This is a genomic window from Stenotrophomonas sp. IS26 (genome assembly GCF_054188265.1).
In genome coordinates this window covers 131,698-147,633 of sequence record NZ_JBSZJV010000005.1, presented here as the reverse complement: position 1 = coordinate 147,633, position 15,936 = coordinate 131,698, and the positions used below count along the sequence as shown (strand labels likewise).

Annotated in this window: 20 protein-coding genes; 10 read left to right on the top strand and 10 right to left on the bottom strand. The window is 67.0% G+C overall.

The window, feature by feature from the left end; genetic code table 11:
• Nucleotides 1-208: 208 nt before the first annotated feature.
• Nucleotides 209-724 (top strand): 3-hydroxyacyl-[acyl-carrier-protein] dehydratase FabA, encoded by a 516-nt coding sequence (gene fabA, locus ACW6W5_RS07080; protein WP_070471641.1) that lies wholly within the window; start codon nucleotides 209-211, stop codon nucleotides 722-724.
• Nucleotides 724-1,932: a beta-ketoacyl-ACP synthase I gene (fabB, locus tag ACW6W5_RS07075; RefSeq protein WP_121042466.1), complete on the top strand. Its 1,209-nt coding sequence runs from the start codon at nucleotides 724-726 to the stop codon at nucleotides 1,930-1,932. The genes fabA and fabB overlap by 1 nt, the downstream gene beginning before the upstream one ends.
• Before the next feature lie 76 nt (nucleotides 1,933-2,008).
• Here the strand turns inward: fabB and ACW6W5_RS07070 are convergent, their stop codons facing one another.
• Genes ACW6W5_RS07070 through ACW6W5_RS07060 form a run of 3 tightly spaced genes read right to left on the bottom strand, consistent with a single transcriptional unit; the run spans nucleotide 2,009 to nucleotide 4,520 of the window.
• Nucleotides 2,009-2,701 (bottom strand): HAD family hydrolase, encoded by a 693-nt coding sequence (locus ACW6W5_RS07070; protein ID WP_152153037.1) that lies wholly within the window; start codon nucleotides 2,699-2,701, stop codon nucleotides 2,009-2,011.
• Nucleotides 2,698-3,402, bottom strand: coding sequence for a pseudouridine synthase (locus ACW6W5_RS07065; RefSeq protein ID WP_152153035.1), 705 nt, complete (start codon nucleotides 3,400-3,402; stop codon nucleotides 2,698-2,700). The genes ACW6W5_RS07070 and ACW6W5_RS07065 overlap by 4 nt, the downstream gene beginning before the upstream one ends.
• Entirely contained in the window at nucleotides 3,399-4,520 is a 1,122-nt protein-coding gene (locus ACW6W5_RS07060) for a class I SAM-dependent methyltransferase (RefSeq protein WP_152153033.1), read from the bottom strand. Before ACW6W5_RS07060 ends, ACW6W5_RS07065 begins: the two co-directional genes overlap by 4 nt.
• A 142-nt stretch (nucleotides 4,521-4,662) precedes the next feature.
• Between ACW6W5_RS07060 and ACW6W5_RS07055 the strand changes: the two genes are divergently transcribed.
• Complete coding sequence (locus ACW6W5_RS07055) at nucleotides 4,663-4,926, top strand: hypothetical protein (protein ID WP_121042458.1); 264 nt, start codon at nucleotides 4,663-4,665, stop codon at nucleotides 4,924-4,926.
• Nucleotides 4,927-4,957: 31 nt separating this feature from the next.
• Here the strand turns inward: ACW6W5_RS07055 and ACW6W5_RS07050 are convergent, their stop codons facing one another.
• Complete coding sequence (locus ACW6W5_RS07050) at nucleotides 4,958-5,248, bottom strand: DUF3247 family protein (RefSeq protein ID WP_152153031.1); 291 nt, start codon at nucleotides 5,246-5,248, stop codon at nucleotides 4,958-4,960.
• Between the two features lie 65 nt (nucleotides 5,249-5,313).
• Nucleotides 5,314-7,317, bottom strand: coding sequence for a hybrid sensor histidine kinase/response regulator (locus ACW6W5_RS07045; RefSeq protein ID WP_226956657.1), 2,004 nt, complete (start codon nucleotides 7,315-7,317; stop codon nucleotides 5,314-5,316).
• Nucleotides 7,318-7,534: 217 nt separating this feature from the next.
• On the opposite strand from ACW6W5_RS07045, the gene ACW6W5_RS07040 reads away from it, so the two are divergent.
• Nucleotides 7,535-8,101: a DUF3016 domain-containing protein gene (locus ACW6W5_RS07040; RefSeq protein ID WP_152153029.1), complete on the top strand. Its 567-nt coding sequence runs from the start codon at nucleotides 7,535-7,537 to the stop codon at nucleotides 8,099-8,101.
• 8 nt (nucleotides 8,102-8,109) lie between these two features.
• Here ACW6W5_RS07040 and alr read toward each other — a convergent pair whose 3' ends face one another.
• The gene (gene alr, locus ACW6W5_RS07035) at nucleotides 8,110-9,180 is read right to left on the bottom strand and encodes an alanine racemase (RefSeq protein ID WP_121042450.1); all 1,071 of its coding nucleotides are present in this window, start codon (nucleotides 9,178-9,180) and stop codon (nucleotides 8,110-8,112) included.
• The gene (locus tag ACW6W5_RS07030) at nucleotides 9,159-10,469 is read right to left on the bottom strand and encodes a D-amino acid dehydrogenase (protein ID WP_152153028.1); all 1,311 of its coding nucleotides are present in this window, start codon (nucleotides 10,467-10,469) and stop codon (nucleotides 9,159-9,161) included. The genes alr and ACW6W5_RS07030 overlap by 22 nt, the downstream gene beginning before the upstream one ends.
• 149 nt (nucleotides 10,470-10,618) lie before the next feature.
• Between ACW6W5_RS07030 and ACW6W5_RS07025 the strand changes: the two genes are divergently transcribed.
• Nucleotides 10,619-11,098, top strand: a complete 480-nt coding sequence (locus tag ACW6W5_RS07025) for an Lrp/AsnC ligand binding domain-containing protein (protein WP_046272909.1) — start codon at nucleotides 10,619-10,621, stop codon at nucleotides 11,096-11,098.
• Between the two features lie 84 nt (nucleotides 11,099-11,182).
• Here the strand turns inward: ACW6W5_RS07025 and ACW6W5_RS07020 are convergent, their stop codons facing one another.
• A complete protein-coding gene (locus tag ACW6W5_RS07020) occupies nucleotides 11,183-11,353 on the bottom strand; it encodes a lana protein (RefSeq protein ID WP_121042445.1) in 171 nt (56 codons plus the stop codon).
• A 174-nt stretch (nucleotides 11,354-11,527) separates the two neighbouring features.
• Nucleotides 11,528-11,944, bottom strand: a complete 417-nt coding sequence (locus tag ACW6W5_RS07015) for a classical arabinogalactan protein 4 (RefSeq protein ID WP_121042837.1) — start codon at nucleotides 11,942-11,944, stop codon at nucleotides 11,528-11,530.
• Between the two features lie 127 nt (nucleotides 11,945-12,071).
• On the opposite strand from ACW6W5_RS07015, the gene msrB reads away from it, so the two are divergent.
• The 5 genes from msrB to ACW6W5_RS06990 all read left to right on the top strand — a co-directional run bounded on the left by msrB (nucleotide 12,072) and on the right by ACW6W5_RS06990 (nucleotide 15,331).
• On the top strand, nucleotides 12,072-12,539 hold the full coding sequence (msrB, locus tag ACW6W5_RS07010) for a peptide-methionine (R)-S-oxide reductase MsrB (RefSeq protein ID WP_121042443.1): 468 nt from the start codon (nucleotides 12,072-12,074) through the stop codon (nucleotides 12,537-12,539).
• A gap of 91 nt (nucleotides 12,540-12,630) precedes the next feature.
• Nucleotides 12,631-13,485 carry a flagellar motor stator protein MotA gene (motA, locus tag ACW6W5_RS07005; RefSeq protein ID WP_088432758.1) on the top strand — a complete coding sequence of 285 codons (855 nt, stop codon included), beginning with the start codon at nucleotides 12,631-12,633 and terminating at the stop codon, nucleotides 13,483-13,485.
• Nucleotides 13,486-13,494: 9 nt separating this feature from the next.
• Complete coding sequence (gene motB / locus ACW6W5_RS07000) at nucleotides 13,495-14,442, top strand: flagellar motor protein MotB (protein ID WP_152153026.1); 948 nt, start codon at nucleotides 13,495-13,497, stop codon at nucleotides 14,440-14,442.
• Nucleotides 14,443-14,543: 101 nt separating this feature from the next.
• Complete coding sequence (locus tag ACW6W5_RS06995; protein ID WP_152153024.1) at nucleotides 14,544-15,041, top strand: hypothetical protein; 498 nt, start codon at nucleotides 14,544-14,546, stop codon at nucleotides 15,039-15,041.
• 14 nt (nucleotides 15,042-15,055) lie between these two features.
• Nucleotides 15,056-15,331, top strand: a complete 276-nt coding sequence (locus tag ACW6W5_RS06990) for a DUF4031 domain-containing protein (protein ID WP_121042437.1) — start codon at nucleotides 15,056-15,058, stop codon at nucleotides 15,329-15,331.
• A gap of 42 nt (nucleotides 15,332-15,373) precedes the next feature.
• Here ACW6W5_RS06990 and ACW6W5_RS06985 read toward each other — a convergent pair whose 3' ends face one another.
• Nucleotides 15,374-15,916, bottom strand: coding sequence for a DUF6630 family protein (locus ACW6W5_RS06985; RefSeq protein WP_121042435.1), 543 nt, complete (start codon nucleotides 15,914-15,916; stop codon nucleotides 15,374-15,376).
• Nucleotides 15,917-15,936: the final 20 nt, after the last annotated feature.

Genomic DNA, 15,936 nt, shown 5'->3' with positions numbered 1-15,936 from the left:
TGAACAAGATTACAGCCACACGCCGCAGTATGGTTGTTGGATAACAACAACATGCGTTTTTGAACCTGAAAACACTACGGCGGCGTACGGTTAAAACGTTTGATTGAATCACTTTTTCTCATGCACTCTTGAGCACTTGCTTCATGCAAGAGCAGTCGACCTGTGGTCGGCTCACCCCGATGACAACTTCCTCAGGATTGCGTTTTCCATGACTCGTCTCAACGCGTTCTCGCGCGACCAGCTGCTGGCCAGCGCCCGCGGTGAACTGTTCGGCCCGGGCAGCGGCCGCCTGCCCAATGATCCGATGCTGATGTTCGATCGCATCACCGATATCCGCGAGGACGGCGGCCCACACGGCAAAGGCATGGTACGCGCGGAACTGGATATCCGCCCTGACCTGTGGTTCTTCGACTGCCACTTCCTCGGCGACCCGGTCATGCCTGGCTGCCTCGGCCTGGATGCCATGTGGCAGCTGACCGGCTTCTTCCTGACCTGGATCGGTGCGCCCGGCCGTGGCCGCGCCCTGGGCTGCGGCGAAGTCAAATTCACCGGCCAGGTACTGCCGAGCGCCAAGCGCGTTACCTACGAAATCGACATCTCGCGCGTCATCAACCGCAAGCTGGTGATGGCGCAGTCCGACGCCCGCATGCTCGTCGACGGTCGCGAAATCTACTCTGCCAAAGACCTGCGTGTAGGTCTGTTCACTTCCACTGAGAACTTCTGATGCGTCGCGTCGTCATTACCGGAATGGGCATCACCTCGTGCCTGGGCAACGATCTGGACACCGTGTCCTCGGCACTGCGTGAAGGCCGCGCCGGCATCCGCCACCTGCCCGATCATGCCGAAGCCGGCCTGCGCAGCCATGTCGGCGGCAACATCGAGCTGGACCTGGATGCGCAGATCGACCGCAAGGTGAAGCGCTTCATGAGCGATGCCTCGGCGTATGCGTACATCGCCATGCGCGATGCGATCGCCGATGCCGGCCTGGACGAGGCGCAGGTCGCCAACCCGCGGACCGGCCTGATCGCCGGCTCCGGCGGCGGCTCCAGCCAGTGGCAGGTGGAATCGGCCGACATCCTGCGCGCCCGTGGCGTGCGCAAGGTGGGCCCGTACATGGTGCCGCGCACGATGTGCTCCACCGTGTCGGCGTGCCTGGCCACCGCGTTCCAGATCAAGGGCCTGAGCTACTCGCTGTCGGCCGCCTGCGCGACCTCCGCACATTGCATCGGCGCCGCCGCGGATCTGATCCGCCATGGCGCGCAGGACGTGATGTTCGCCGGTGGCGGTGAAGACCTGCACTGGTCGATGAGCGTGATGTTCGATGCGATGGGCGCCCTGTCGACCCGCTTCAACGAGACCCCGGCCTCGGCCTCGCGCCCGTACGACAAGGACCGCGACGGCTTCGTCATCGCCGGTGGCGGCGGCATGCTGGTGCTGGAAGACTACGACCACGCCGTGGCCCGTGGCGCACGCATCTATGCCGAGCTGGTCGGTTACGGCGTCACCTCCGACGGTGCCGACATGGTCGCCCCCTCCGGTGAAGGCGCGGTGCGCTGCATGAACATGGCGATGGAGCACATCACCGCCCCGATCGACTACCTCAACACGCATGGCACCTCGACCCCGCTGGGCGACGTCACCGAGTTGAAGGCGGTGCGTGAAGTGTTCGGCGAGAGCATTCCGCCGCTGTCCTCGACCAAGGCGCTGTCGGGCCACTCGCTGGGTGCGGCGAGCGTGCACGAAGCGATCTACTGCCTGCTGATGATGCGCGATGGCTTCATTGCCGGCTCGGCCAACATCGGCGAGCTGGACCCGCTGGTGGAAGGCTTCCCGATCGTGCGCGAGACGCAGCCGGCACAGCTGAACACCGTGATGTCCAACAGCTTCGGCTTTGGCGGCACGAATGCGGCGCTGGTGTTCAGTCGCCTCTGACTGCAGCCTGTGTCCGCATGAAAAAGCCCGGCCATGTGCCGGGCTTTTTCGTGGTCCAAACGGGCAACGCCGTTCGTTACCGCGCGCCGGTCACCGGCAGCAGCGGCACCAACAACTGCCGTGCATCCAGCAGCGAATCCACGATGCGATGCCCCAGCGCACGCAGTTCCTCATCCGGATGCACCAGGTCCGGCACCTGGATGGCGGTCATGCCCGCACCCACCGCCGCGCGGATACCGGCCGGGGAATCTTCCAGCGCCAGGCAGCGCGCCGGGTCCTTGCCCAGCTTCTGCGCGGCCAGCAGGTAGATGTCCGGGGCGGGCTTGGGATGGGACACATCGCTGCTGGTCACCACCACCTCGAAGAACGGCAGCAGCCCAGCGGCGGCCAGCTTGCGCGAGGCACGCGGCTGGCGGGTGGAGGTAGCCACCGCACGCGGAACGCCGTGCTCGTGCAGCAGCTGCAGGATCTCCAGGATGCCGGGGCGCAGCGGCAGCCCCTGCTGCGTGCGCGCTTCGTACAGGTCGTGGCAGCGCGCGAACAGCGCGGTGACCTGCTCGGCATTCACCGTCTGCAGCAGCAGACGCTCGCAGTCGCGATCGCCCAGGCCCACCATGCGCAGCCAGAACCCCTCCGGGAACGGCAGCGCCAGTTCCTGTGCGGCCTGCGACCAGCACGCGATCGAGACCCGTTCGCTGTCGATCATCAGACCGTCCATGTCGAAGATGACGGCGTCGGGCAGGAACGGCAGCGCGGCGAAAGCACTCATGGGACGTTGAACAGCGTCTCGAGATCGGCCGCATTCAGCCTGCGCCACTCGCCTTCAGGCAGTTCGCCCAGCGACAGCCCGCCGATGCGGCTGCGGTGGAGCGCCTCGACGTGGTTGCCGACCGCCGCGAACATCCGGCGGGCCTGGTGGTAGCGGCCCTCGTGCAGGACCAGCTGCGCCTGGCGCGGGCCGTTCACGTGCAGCTCGGCCGGCAGCAACGGCTTGTCGTCCGATTCCAGCAGCAGACCGCCGCTGGCGAAGCGCGCGGCTTCATCACCGCGCAGGTCTTCGGCCAGGGTGACCTCGTAGGCCTTGTCCAGGCGCGACTTGGGCGACACGATCCGGTGCAGCAGCGCGCCATCGTCGGTCATCAGCAGCATGCCGCTGGTGTCGCGGTCCAGGCGGCCCACTGAAGACAACACCGGCGCGCGGTCGCGGTAACGCGGTGGCAGCAGGTCGTAGATCAGCCGGCCTTTGTCCTTGGTCGAACAGGTGTAGCCGCGCGGCTTGTGCAGCAGCAGGGTCAGCCCCTGCGGCGGGTCCAGCGGCTCGCCTTCGACCCGGATCGCCTCATGCGCGACCGCGTCATCGGCGTACAGCACCTCGCCCTCGGCATCGGTGATCAGGCCGGCACGGAACATCCCCTGCACCTGCTTGCGGCTGCCATAGCCCAGGTTGGCCAACAGCTTGACCAGCTTCATGCGCGGCCTCCGCGGCCCCACTTCGGCTCGGTGCTGCGCGGCGTGCGGACCGGCGTGGCGCTCTTGCTGGCCTTGGTGGCTTCGATCAGCTTGAAGCCATCGCGCTCGGCGGCCACGCGGACCTGGCCGAAGCTCTCGTTGAGGATCTGCTCGTACGGCAGGTGGCGGTTGGCCACCAGCCACATCCGGCCCCCGGGGCGCAGCGCCTGCGCGGCCACGGCGATGAAGCGCTGGCCGATGTCGGGGCGATCCGCGCGCGACGGGGTGTGGAACGGCGGGTTGGTCACGATGAAGTCGTACTCGCCCTCGATCCCGGCGGTGACGTCCTGCCAGTGATAGGCCAGCGCCGCCGGCTTGCCGAGCGCGGCGAGGTTCTCGCGGGCCAGCGCCAGCGCGCGGCCTTCGGCCTCATACAGGTCCAGCGCGGTCACGTTCGGGCAGCGCGCCAGCACTTCGGCCGAGAGATAACCGAAGCCGGCGCCCAGATCGGCGCCACGCCCGGCCAGATCGGCCGGCAGCTGCTCCACCAGCAGCGCCGAGGCGGGATCGATGCGGTCCCAGGCGAAGATGCCCGGGCGGCTCTGGAAGCGGCCGCCAAGGATCGCGCGCGGCGCGTCCAGGGTTGCCCAGCGCTGCGCGAGCGCGGCGTCGTGCTGGCCGTTGAGCGGCGCCGTCCAGTAGGCACGGCAGTGGTTCTTGGTCAGCTTGCCGCCGAGGCCGGCCAGCTGCTGCAGGTCGCCTTCGCCGGAGCGGGCGCCTTCGTTGTTGTGCTGGCAGGCCACCACGATTCCGCCCGGGGCGGTCAGGGCCAGCGCACGGGCGAACAGGGCCTTGGCTTCCTCGCGCTGGCGCGGCGGCAGCACCAGCACCACGGCGTAGCGGGTGGCATCGCCGGCCAGCTGCTGCTCGTCACGCACGGTCCAGCCACTGGCTTCCAAGGCGTCGGCGAACGGGCGGAAGCTCTGCTCGCAGACCAGCTGCGCCGGCTGGGCGTGCTCGCGCAGCGGTGCGCCATCGCGGGCGCGCAGGAACAGCACGGGGCCGGCCGGCCAGGACAGTGCGCCACTGGCGAACGGCAGGAACAGGGTTTCCAGGGGAGCGTCGTGCTGGGCAGCCATGCGGGGGCACATCTTGAAAAGAGGCCGCCATTCTACCGGTTCGCCCCGCCCCACCCGGATTTGCGTTTATTCAACGTCCTGTTGATGCCCTGACAACATCCAAACCGGCAGGGTGGAGCCTCACTTCCCGTGGAGATGGCTCATGCGTGCATTGTTTGTCGGTGGCGTAGTCGACAACAGCGAGATGGACATGGAGGGCAGCCAGCCACCGGTGCATTACCCCGAAGACACCGGCGGCGGCCATTCCCGCTACCGCCTGCACCAGGTCGGCAAGACCGCCGATGGCAGCGTGGCCTATGCGGTGTATGGCGCCCCGGACCTGGCCGATGAAGAGGTGGCCCGGATCGCCGATGAACGGGCCTACGCGCGCCGCTTCGAGGCCGAACCCAGCGAATTCACCCACTGAGCCCTGCCCCATCCGCACCTGCCCGCCGCGATCACTCGCGGTAGGGCAGCTGCCGGATGGCGGTGATCTGGTCCAGCCACACCACGTGCTGCTGCACAGGGGTATCCAGATCGTCCAACCGCAGTTGGCCATTGCTCCCTTCGTTCTCCTCGGCGTCGCGGTACTGCTGCAGCGTCGGCTGCACCGCGACGGTGCCCAGCAGGCGGCTGCCATCCTCAAGCGTGAGTTCGACCTGGGTCTGGCCGTGCAGCTGTGGCAGCAGGGCTTCCAGCGCCGCGATGGCGGTCGGATCGGTATGGATGCGGGGGGCGTAACGGGACATGGCGACTCCTGTGGCGTACGCCCCAGTGTGCCCGCGGCGGCGTCAACACGCCGCCAACGCAGGACTCAGCGCGTACCGCTCAGGACACCGCGTACAGCGGCGACCAGCTGCGCCACCGAATACGGCTTGGCCACATGCTCCTGGAAGCCCGACGCCAACGCACGCTTGCGGTCGTCCGCACGTGCCAGCGCCGTCACCGCGACAGCAGGCAATGCCTCCGGCTCGACGCCCATGTTGTCGCGCAGGGTGCGTACCAGCCCGTAACCATCCATGCCGGGCATGCCGATATCGGTCAGCAGCGCATCGATGCCGTCATGGCCATTCTCATTGAGCAGCGCCAGCGCCTCGCCGGCGGAGGAGGCCGTGGTGACCGAGGCCCCCTGCTCTTCCAGCAGCCGCCGCAGGTACTCCAGCACTTCGGGCTGGTCTTCCACGGCCAGCAGATGCAGGCCCTTGAGGGGATACGGCTCAATGATCTGCTCCGTGATCGGGCCGCTGAATACTTCGCGCAACGGGCGGCCATCGGCCTGCGGCTGATAGCGCGGCAGGCGCACGTTGAAGCTGGCCCCGTGCCCGTGGCCGTCGCTGCTGGCCGCCACCGCGCCGCCGTGCAGTTCCACCAGCTGGTGCACGATCGCCAGCCCCAGCCCCAATCCGCCGTGGCGGCGTGTGGTGGTGCCGTCGGCCTGGCGGAACCGGCTGAACAGATGGCGCAGGAACTCTGGCGCAATGCCGTCACCAGAATCGGTCACGGTGATCGACCAATGCCCGCCATCGGCAGCCAGGGTCAGCACCACGCGCCCCTCGGCCGGGGTGAATTTGATCGCGTTGGAGAGCAGGTTCCACAGCACCTGCTGCAGGCGGGTGGCGTCGCCGAGCACCAGGCAGGGCTCGTCAGGCATCACCAGCTCCATGGACAACGCTTTGCCTTCGGCGACCAGCTCCTGCGCGCGCATCGCCTCTTCCAGCTGCCCACGCAGATCCAGCATTTCCACTTCCAGCTGCACCTTGCCCAGCAGCATGCTGCTGAGGTCCAGCATGTCCGAGATCAGCCGCTTCTGCGCCATCGCACTGTTGGCGATCACGCCCAGGCCCTTGTACATCGGGCTGGTGTTGTCGATGCGCTGCAGCAGCAGTTCGCTCCAGCCCAGGATGGTGGTCAGCGGGGTACGCAGCTCGTGCGAGAGCGTGGCCAGGAATTCATCCTTCAACCGCGCCATGTTCTCGGCCGCGCTGCGCGCCGCACGTTCGGACTGCAGCAGTTCCTCGCGCGCCATTTCGATCTCGCGGCGCTCGGTCACATCCGGACTGCTGCCCGCCAGACCGATGAAACGGCCCATGCGCGAGAAGCGCGGCCGGGCGTTCATTTCCAGCCAGCGCCATTGGCCATCGGCGCGGCGGCCGCGCACCAGCGCATGCATGGAGCGCTGCGATTTCAGCGCCTCCTGCAGTTCGTAATCGAACACCGAAGCATCGTCGGGATGCACCAGGCCACGCCAGACATCATCCGGCACGCGCTGCTCATCGCCTCCAAAAAACTCGCTGAAGGCACTGTTGACGAAGCGCGAATGGCCGCGCTCATCCAGCACCCAGACCGGCATCGGCAGGCCATCGGCCAGCGCGCTGAAGCGCGCCTCGCTTTCGGCCAGTTCCACCTCGATGTGCTTGCGGTTGGTGATGTCGAAGAACACCACGGCCACCAGAGGCTCGTCCGGCTCGCCCACGCTGACCGCTTCCACCGAGTACCACCGGTTCAGCGCGCGCGCTTCCATCTCGAACTGCCGTGCCTGCCCGCTGCGCGCCACCTCGCCATAGGTGCGGTACCAGTCGGATTCATGGCCGGGTTGCAGGCTGCTCATCCGCTGTCCGCAGACGTTGCTCAGCCCGGTATTGCGTGAAAAGGCCTCGTTGACCTCGACAAACCGGTAGTCCACACCCACCCCGGCATCGTCGAAGATCACTTCGATGATGCAGAACCCCGCATTCAGGCGCTCAAGTACCGTGCGATACAGGGCCGGATCCGGCGATGAAGCCAGGAAGGAGGCGCGTTCCAACGTAGAGGTGGGCAGGCTGGGCAAGGGCGTCAATGAGGCAACTGGCGAAACAGAGGAGGACAGGATCGGCCAACGCGCGTATTCGCAGCGTCAAGCGCCGTGGGTCGGGGGCGGCCTGGGTGAATTGGCGCCAACCGCAGAGGCGGAGCATACACGCGTGGATTGTCCCTCACCCGGATCAGGATCACACTGGGTGCCTGATCCCACTTGTGATCGCGACCCAGGAGTTGTCATGAACCGCACATCCCTGATCGCCGGGGCCCTGGCCGGCCTGCTGCTCATCGGCAGCGCCGCGGCGGCCCCGCGCACCGTGACCGACCCGCAGGCCCCGCGCGCCCTCAAGGCGGAGGGTCCTGTCCAGGTGACGTGGACCGACCCGGCCCAGTTCACCGAGATCCGCCTGAGCAACAACCGCTTTGAAGCCGAACGCGGTGACTGGGTGCAGCAGTTGGCCAAGTACGTGCAGACCACCGCCAGCAAGGCGCTGCAGCCCGGCCAGACGCTGGAGGTGACCTTCACCGACATCAAGCGCGCCGGCGATTACGAGCCGTGGCACGGCCCGCGCGCCAATGACATCCGGGTGATGCGCGATATCTACCCCCCGCGCGTGACCCTGACCTACACCCTGAAGGATGCACAGGGCAAGGTGATCGGCGAAGGCGAGCGCAAGCTGCAGGACACCGGCTACCTGCACAACATCGGCCGGCAGAGCGATACCGACCCGCTGCGCTACGAGAAGCGCCTGCTGGATGATTGGATCCGGCGCGATCTGCGCAATGAGGCCACGGCGAGTACCTGAGCCACCCCTCAGCCGGTGTACTCGCGCACCACCCGCTTCACGCCGCACGGCAGCTGGTAGGCACTGACCCCGCACAGCGGCGCCAGGGCCTCGATGCGCGGGGCATCGCCCCACAGCGTCACCGTGCTGCCGATCCCGGCCTGCGGCAGGTGGGTGAGATCCACGGTGAGCATGTCCATCGAGACCCGACCGATCACGATGCCGGACTGGCCGTCGATGCGCACCGGGGTGCCGTTGGGCGCGAACTGCGGGTAGCCATCGGCATAGCCGAGTGCCACGACGCCGACCCGGGTCGGTCGCTGCGCGACGAAGCGCGCGCCATAGCCGACCGGCTCGCCGACCGCGATGTCGCGCACGGCAAAGATTTTCGACCGCATGGTCATCACCGGGCGCAGCCGCTCGGTCAGCGCCGTATGCGCCGGCATCGGGTTGATCCCGTACAGCATCAGGCCCGGGCGCACCCAGTCACTGCGCACCTCCGGCCAGCCCAGCAGCGCCGGCGAGTTGCACAGGCTGGTCTGCCCGGCCAAGCCTTCGATGGCGGCGGCAAAGACGTCGGCCTGCTCGCGGGTGCGCGGGCTGTCCAGTTCGTCGGCACGCGCCATGTGGGTCATCAGCACCATCGGCCCGACATGCGCCAGCGCACTGAGCGTGGCGTGCGCGGCGCGGAACTCGTCCGGCCACAGGCCCAGGCGATGCATGCCACTATCCAGCTTCAACCACACGGTGAGCGTGGCGGTGGTCTGGAACGCGGCCACCGCCTCGACCTGCCACGGTGCGCCAACGGCGAACCACAGGTCGTGCTCAACGATCAGCGGCAGTTCGCCGGCATCGAAGAAGCCCTCCAGCAGCAGGATCGGACCGGTGATGCCGGCCGCCCGTAGTTCCAGCGCTTCCTCGATGCAGGCCACGCCGAACGCATCGGCATCGGCCTGCAGCGCGCGCGCGCAGCGCACTGCACCGTGCCCGTAGGCATCGGCCTTGATCACGGCCACGGCCTTGCCGCCTCCCAGTTCGCGTGCCAGCCGGTAATTGCTGCGCAGCGCGTCCAGATCAATCAACGCACGGGCTGGGCGCATGAACTCGGCTCACGGTGACGGACGGACGCGGCATGGTGGGTGTAGCGGAAGATATCCAGGCCTTCGGTGCTGATCTGCGGCTGGCGGGCATCCATCAGGTCGGCCAGGTAGCGGCCGGAGCCGCAGGCCATGGTCCAGCCCAGGGTGCCGTGGCCGGTATTGAGGAACAGGTTGCGGTACGGCGTGGCGCCGACCACCGGGGTGCCGTCCGGCGTGGCCGGGCGCAGGCCGGTCCAGAACTCGGCGCGCGACAGGTCGCCGCCGTCCGGATAGAGGTCGCGCACGACCTTCTCCAGCGTGGCGCGGCGGCGCGGCGAGAGCGACAGGTCGAACCCGCCCACCTCGGCCATGCCACCCACGCGGATGCGGTCGTCGAAACGGGTCACGGCCACCTTGTAGCTTTCATCCAGGATGGTCGAGGTCGGGGCCATCGCAGGATCCGTGATCGGCAGCGTCAGCGAGTAGCCCTTGAGCGGGTACACCGGCAGCTGCAGGCCCAGCGGCGCAACCAGCGACGGCGAATAGCTGCCCAGCGCGACGACGTAGTGATCGGCGGTTTCCAGCGTGCCGTCGATGCGTACACCGGTGATGCGGTCGCCATCGCTCTGCAGGCCCGCGATGTCCTGGTCGAAACGGAATTCGACCCCGGCATCGACGCACATCTGCGCCAGGCGACGGGTGAACAGCTGGCAATCGCCGGTCTGGTCGCGCGGCAGGCGCAGCGCGCCGACCAGCTTGTCGGCCACGCCCGCCAGTGCCGGTTCGTAAGCGATGATGCCGTCGCGGTCGAGCACCTCATACGGCACGCCGTACTGGGCCAGCACTTCGATGTCCTGCGCGGAGGCATCCAGCTGCTGCTGGGTACGGAACAGCTGGGTCGTGCCCAGGTCGCGGCCTTCGAACGCGATACCGGTCTCTCGGCGCAGCTCGTTGAGGCAATCGCGGCTGTATTCGGACATGCGCACCATGCGCGCTTTGTTGATCGCATAACGCTCATGCGTGCAGTTGCGCAGCATCTGCGCCAGCCAGCGGTACTGGTGCCAGTCCAGGCCCGGGCGGATCGCCAGCGGGGCATGTTCGGAGAACAGCCACTTGACCGCCTTCAGCGGTACGCCCGGCGCGGCCCACGGCGAGGTGTAGCCGAACGACAGCTGGCCTGCGTTGGCGAAACTGGTTTCCAGCGCCGGACCGGGCTGGCGGTCGACGACCGTGACTTCAAACCCGGCCTGCCGCAGGTACCAGGCACTGGTCGTGCCGATCACACCGCTGCCAAGGACTAGAACGCGCATGACACCCCTCCAACCCGATCATTCCCTGCGCAGGAGCACGCCGGGACCATAATTGAGGAAGTATAGTCAGCCGCAACCAATCAATTCGCCTGTTTTTCCAGCATCAGGCAGGGTATTGTCTCGCCAACATCCTCGAGAGGCTGACGCCGATGGCCACGCGCGCCCGCGAACTGGACAAGATCGACCGCAAGATCCTGCGCATCCTGCAGGCCGAGGGCCGGATCTCCTTCACCGAACTGGGCGAGCGGGTCGGGTTGTCGACCACGCCGTGCACCGAGCGCGTGCGCCGGCTGGAGCGCGACGGGGCCATCACCGGCTACTACGCCAAGCTCGATCCGCATTACCTCAAGGCCAGCCTGCTGGTGTTCGTGGAGATCAGCCTGGCCTACAAATCCGGCGACATCTTCGAAGAGTTCCGGCGCGCGGCGTTGAAGCTGCCCAATGTGCTGGAATGCCATCTGGTCTCGGGCGACTTCGACTACCTGCTCAAGGCGCGCATCAGCGAGATGGCCTCGTACCGCAAGCTGCTCGGCAGCACGCTGCTGACCCTGCCGCACGTGCGTGAATCCAAGAGCTACATCGTGATGGAAGAGGTGAAGGAAACCTTGACCCTGCCGATTCCCGATTGAGCCGGTCGCGTGCTGAGCTGCGTGGCTGAAACGCAAAAGGCGGCGCGCATGTGCGCACCGCCTTCGTTCATTGCGCCAAGCGCATCAGCGCTGCTGTTTCTGGTCCTGATGCTTCTGGTCCTGCTGCTTGCCGCCCTTCTGATTCTGCTGGTCCCACTGCTGCTGGTTCTGCTGGCCGGGCTTCTGGTTCTGTTGCTGACTGCCCTGCTGCTCCTGCGGCGTCTTGCCGGGACTGCGGTTCTGCTGGTTAGCCATGATTGCACTCTTCTCGAAAAACCTCGGGGGATGCGCCTGTGTTGCGGCGCGTGTACAGGGTCCCGCCGATCCGGTTAATCACAGGCGAAAAAACAGTGAGGCCTTGCGTTGACGGGGATGACTGCGCGGGCAGCGATGTAAACCATTCATGTTGCCGGCCTGCCACTCCAGCACTCAGGGCTTGATCTGTTGGCCGTCACCGCTGGGGACGGCGTCGTAATAGCGGCCGGTGCGGGTATCAAGCACGCGGTTCGGGCCTACCTGCTTGACCCCCGGAAGGATCCGGCCGTGGCGGTCGTAGACCTTGCTCTGCACGGCCGGACCCTGCATCGGTGCGGGCTGCGCCGGGCCTTTGCTTTGGATCGGGTGCGTGCGCAGTTGCTGCTGGGTCTGCGAGGACGACTTCACCGGGGCCATCCTGTCGGACAGGCTGTCGACCGGCACCGGTTGCACGGCCGGGGGCTGTGGCGCGCGCTGCGGCGTGACCACCGGCCGCGTCGCGGTGGGGGTGGGCGGCGGGCCGATCTGCGCGGCCGCGGTCAACGGCAGCAGCACCAGCAAGGCAGCGGCGAGGCGACGTGGGCGGTACATGGCGATCTCCCGGCGGCGGTTCAGGTCTTCACCATGCACCGCCACGGGTATCAGCACGATGAATGTCGCCCGCTTGGAACGCCCCGCCCACGACCCAATGTAGAGTGCATCCCCACGAGGACTGCCCATGACCGTTTTCGACCTTTCCCCGCCTACCGACGCCCAGCGCCAGGCCTTGGTGGCCGGCCTCAGCGCCGATGAGCAGCGCGTGCTGCTGCATCACGGCACCGAAGCACCGTTCTGCGGGGTCTTCCTGGACAACAAGCAGGACGGGGTCTACGGCTGCCGGTTGTGCGGCCTGCCGCTGTTCCGCTCCAGCACCAAGTTCGACTCCGGCACCGGCTGGCCGAGCTTCTTCGCGCCCTTCGATCCGGCCCATGTCCGCGAGATCCGCGACGCCAGCCATGGCATGGTCCGCACCGAGATCGTCTGTGCGCGGTGTGACAGCCATCTCGGCCATGTTTTCCCGGATGGCCCGCCGCCGACCCATGAACGCCACTGCCTGAACTCGGTCTCGCTGTCGTTCACGCCCAACGGGCAGGCCTATCCGGATCCGTTGCAGCGCGGTGGTGCGGAAGCCGAGCCGGCCGCCTGAATCCGGAAAAGTGTGACATCGAGCGACCGCCCCCCTTCAGAAAAGGTGTGAAGGGGCCGACATGGAGGTATCCCCTTCCCGCGTCGGCCCCATGCTCATCATCGTTGGACTTCTCGTCGTCATCCTCAGCGTGCTGGGCGGCTATGTCGGCGCGCACGGCAAACTCGGCGCGCTGTGGCAGCCCTATGAACTGGTGATCATCGGCGGTGCGGCGCTGGGCGCGTTCCTGGTCGGCACCCCGGTCAAAACCGTGAAGCAGACCCTGCAGGCCACCGTGGGCGTGTTCAAGGGCCCGCGCTACAAGCAGCAGGACTACATCGACGTCCTCAGCCTGCTCTACGAACTGCTCAACAAGGCGCGGCGCGAAGGCTTCATGGCGCTGGAAGACCACGTCGAGCGCCCGGCCGAGAGCAGCATCTTCGCCAATTACCCCAAGGTGCAGGCCGACCACCACCTGGTCGACTTCATCACCGATTGCCTGCGCCTGATGATCGGCAGCAACATCGAGCCGCATGAGCTGGAACCGCTGCTGGAGCTGGAGCTGGAGAAGCACCACGGCGAGGCGATGCAGCCGGCCGCCGTGCTCAACAAGGTCGCCGACGGCCTGCCTGGCTTCGGCATCGTCGCCGCAGTGCTGGGCATCGTGATCACGATGGGTTCGATCGGCGGGGAAATCACCGAGGTCGGTGCGCACGTCGCCGGCGCGCTGGTCGGTACCTTCCTGGGCATTCTGCTGGCCTATGGCTTCGTCGGCCCGCTGGCCTCGGCCGTGGAAGCCCGTGCCGAACAGGACGCGCGCATCTACGAATCGGTCAAGACCGCCCTGCTGGCCTGCCTGCGCGGCTACAACCCGAAGATCGCCCTGGAATTCGCCCGCAAGACCCTGCCGTCCAACGTGCGCCCGGGGTTCAGCGAGTTCGAACAGCACCTCAAGACGGTCAAGTAAGGCAGCGCCATGGCCGAGACCAAACCCACCGTCATCGTCCGCCGGGTCAAGAAGGCCGGCCACGCCGCGCACCATGGCGGTGCCTGGAAGGTGGCCTATGCCGACTTCGTGACCGCGATGATGGCCTTCTTCCTGGTGCTGTGGCTGATGGCCGCCTCCAGCAAGCCCGAGCGCGCGGCGATCTCCGAGTACTTCCGCAACCCCAGCCCGCTGGCCGGCAGCAGTTCCACCCCGGCCCCGGGCATGGCCGGCCCGGGCGGCGCCAGTACCTCGATGATCAAGCTGGGCGGCGCGACCGACATCTCGCGCGGCAACAGCAACGATCCCTTCCAGAACCAGCAGGCCTCCAGGCCGGTGCCGCAGGAAGACGAGCGCCAGCGCGAAAAACGCCAGCTGGAAGCGCTCAAGCAGGAGCTGGAAGAAGCGATCAGCAAGAGCCAGGCACTGGAGCCGTTCAAGGACCAGCTGCTGCTCGACCTCACTCCCGAAGGCCTGCGCATCCAGATCGTGGACAAGCAGAACCGCCCGATGTTCGACATGGGCAGCGCCTCGCTCAAGCCGTATACGCGCGAGATCCTGCGCGAGCTGTCGCAGTTCATCAATCACGTGCCGAACCGGATCAGCGTCACCGGCCATACCGATATCACCGCCTACAACGCCGCCCACGGCTACAGCAACTGGGAGCTCAGTGCCGACCGCGCCAACGCCGCCCGGCGGGCACTGCTGGATGGCGGCATGACCGAAGACAAGGTGACCCGTGTGGTCGGCCTGTCCTCCTCGGTGCTGTTCGACAAGACCCAGCCGGACAACCCGATCAACCGCCGGATCAGCATCGTGGTGATGACCAAGGCGGCAGAAGCGGCGGCCCTGGCCGGTGCCGGGCAGGAAGTGGCGCTGTCGCCCACCGCTGCCGACGCCGATATCCAGGCGACGCTGGCGCCGGCTGTCGCGCCTTGAGCGGCGCGGCGGCAACTGCAGAGGGAAATTCAGGGAATCCGTGGAGCCGGCCGGCGGCCGGCACTACAATGGGTCTTCCCTTTTGTAGATAGACGGCACTCATGTCCAAGCAGTCCAAGGCCAAGCGCGACAAGCGCAAGAAGCAGCAGCCCAAGCGTCCGATCAACCGCCTCAACGCCCAGCAGCCGGTGCAGAACCATGCCGTGCTGACCAACGAAGAAGGCCAGGTCGTCGCTGCGATCGGCCTGCAGGGCACCGAGTGGCTGCTGGCCATCGGCGGCCAGACCATGGGCAACGCCGACAACCCGGTCCCGATGCTGGCCATGCTCAAGCACCTGTCCAACGTCCAGGAAAAGGAAGGCCGCAAGGTCAACCTGGAGTACTCGACCCAGCTGCAGCAGCTGATCGACGACCTGGCCGCTGACGAAGGCAAGACCGCCGACGAGTACCTGTCGCAGCTGGTCTCCGAGTTCGAAGGCGTGGAAGGCGAAGGTGACGACGAGGCCGAAGACGCCGAGATCGTGACCGACGCTGCTGCCGAAGCCGAAGCCGATGGCGAGCCGGCCCCGGCCGCCAGCGACGACAAGCCGCAGGCCTGAGCCACGGCGATCCGGTGACGGTCTATATCGACGATGCGGTACATCCCTGGCGCGGCGAGCGCTGGGCGCATCTGATGGCCGACACCCTGCCCGAGCTGCACGCCATGGCGGCGCAGCTCGGGATTCCGCGGCGGGCGTTCCAGAACCGCCGCAGCGGGGCGCATTACGACGTGCCCGCCCCCTTGCGCCTGCAGGCCATTGCCCTGGGCGCACAGGCCATCTCACGGCATACGGACCGTGCGCTGGTCAAAGCCGTGATCTCAAACGCGCGCGGCCAGTATCAGGCGTAGGTGCCGACCGTTGGTCGGCACACGCAGACCGCAATCGCGCCCTCAGAACGGATCGCTGCCCGGCCGCACTTCCACGCCCAGCAGCGAGCACAGCGCCAGCATCGCATCGTCATCGCGGTTCAGCGCCATCCACCCGGCCAGGGTGTCATTGCCGGTATCCACGCTCCACAGCGCGTAGTTGTGCTCGCGCAGGCGGTCATGGGCGGTGCCCATCAGCATCGGGGCATCCACCCCGGCGGCGAAATCCTCATCGTCCAGGTCGCCGCCCCAGTCGATCTGCAGGTTCCAGCGCGCGGACAGCTCGTTGACCGCCGACATCAGCGCATCGGCATCGCTGCGCTCCACCTCGAACCCGGACTGCCAGGCGATCGCCGCCATCATCGGCGGCAGCCAGTCGGCGTCCTCATCGATGCCTTCGCCGCTCTCCAGCAGCGCCTCGCGCCAGCGGTTGAACTGCTGCAGGGCCAGTTCTTCATCGCCCGGGTTGATCAGCACGAACAGATTCCAGATCCGCGCCTCGAAATCGTCCTCGTCGAAATCGCGTTCCTCTTCTTCGAAGTCGAAATAATCGCTGTTGTCGGGCATGGCCGGTATTCCTGGAGACA

Coding starts and splice junctions, on each gene's coding strand:
- ACW6W5_RS07025 (WP_046272909.1), top strand. CDS start 10,619: ATGGCCACGCGCGCCCGCGAACTGGACAAGATCGACCGCAAGATCCTG.
- ACW6W5_RS07015 (WP_121042837.1), bottom strand. CDS start 11,944: ATGTACCGCCCACGTCGCCTCGCCGCTGCCTTGCTGGTGCTGCTGCCG.
- ACW6W5_RS07040 (WP_152153029.1), top strand. CDS start 7,535: ATGAACCGCACATCCCTGATCGCCGGGGCCCTGGCCGGCCTGCTGCTC.
- ACW6W5_RS06995 (WP_152153024.1), top strand. CDS start 14,544: ATGTCCAAGCAGTCCAAGGCCAAGCGCGACAAGCGCAAGAAGCAGCAG.
- ACW6W5_RS07070 (WP_152153037.1), bottom strand. CDS start 2,701: ATGAGTGCTTTCGCCGCGCTGCCGTTCCTGCCCGACGCCGTCATCTTC.
- msrB (WP_121042443.1), top strand. CDS start 12,072: ATGACCGTTTTCGACCTTTCCCCGCCTACCGACGCCCAGCGCCAGGCC.
- fabA (WP_070471641.1), top strand. CDS start 209: ATGACTCGTCTCAACGCGTTCTCGCGCGACCAGCTGCTGGCCAGCGCC.
- ACW6W5_RS07030 (WP_152153028.1), bottom strand. CDS start 10,469: ATGCGCGTTCTAGTCCTTGGCAGCGGTGTGATCGGCACGACCAGTGCC.
- ACW6W5_RS07055 (WP_121042458.1), top strand. CDS start 4,663: ATGCGTGCATTGTTTGTCGGTGGCGTAGTCGACAACAGCGAGATGGAC.
- motA (WP_088432758.1), top strand. CDS start 12,631: ATGCTCATCATCGTTGGACTTCTCGTCGTCATCCTCAGCGTGCTGGGC.
- alr (WP_121042450.1), bottom strand. CDS start 9,180: ATGCGCCCAGCCCGTGCGTTGATTGATCTGGACGCGCTGCGCAGCAAT.
- motB (WP_152153026.1), top strand. CDS start 13,495: ATGGCCGAGACCAAACCCACCGTCATCGTCCGCCGGGTCAAGAAGGCC.
- ACW6W5_RS07065 (WP_152153035.1), bottom strand. CDS start 3,402: ATGAAGCTGGTCAAGCTGTTGGCCAACCTGGGCTATGGCAGCCGCAAG.
- ACW6W5_RS07060 (WP_152153033.1), bottom strand. CDS start 4,520: ATGGCTGCCCAGCACGACGCTCCCCTGGAAACCCTGTTCCTGCCGTTC.
- ACW6W5_RS07050 (WP_152153031.1), bottom strand. CDS start 5,248: ATGTCCCGTTACGCCCCCCGCATCCATACCGATCCGACCGCCATCGCG.
- ACW6W5_RS07020 (WP_121042445.1), bottom strand. CDS start 11,353: ATGGCTAACCAGCAGAACCGCAGTCCCGGCAAGACGCCGCAGGAGCAG.
- fabB (WP_121042466.1), top strand. CDS start 724: ATGCGTCGCGTCGTCATTACCGGAATGGGCATCACCTCGTGCCTGGGC.
- ACW6W5_RS06985 (WP_121042435.1), bottom strand. CDS start 15,916: ATGCCCGACAACAGCGATTATTTCGACTTCGAAGAAGAGGAACGCGAT.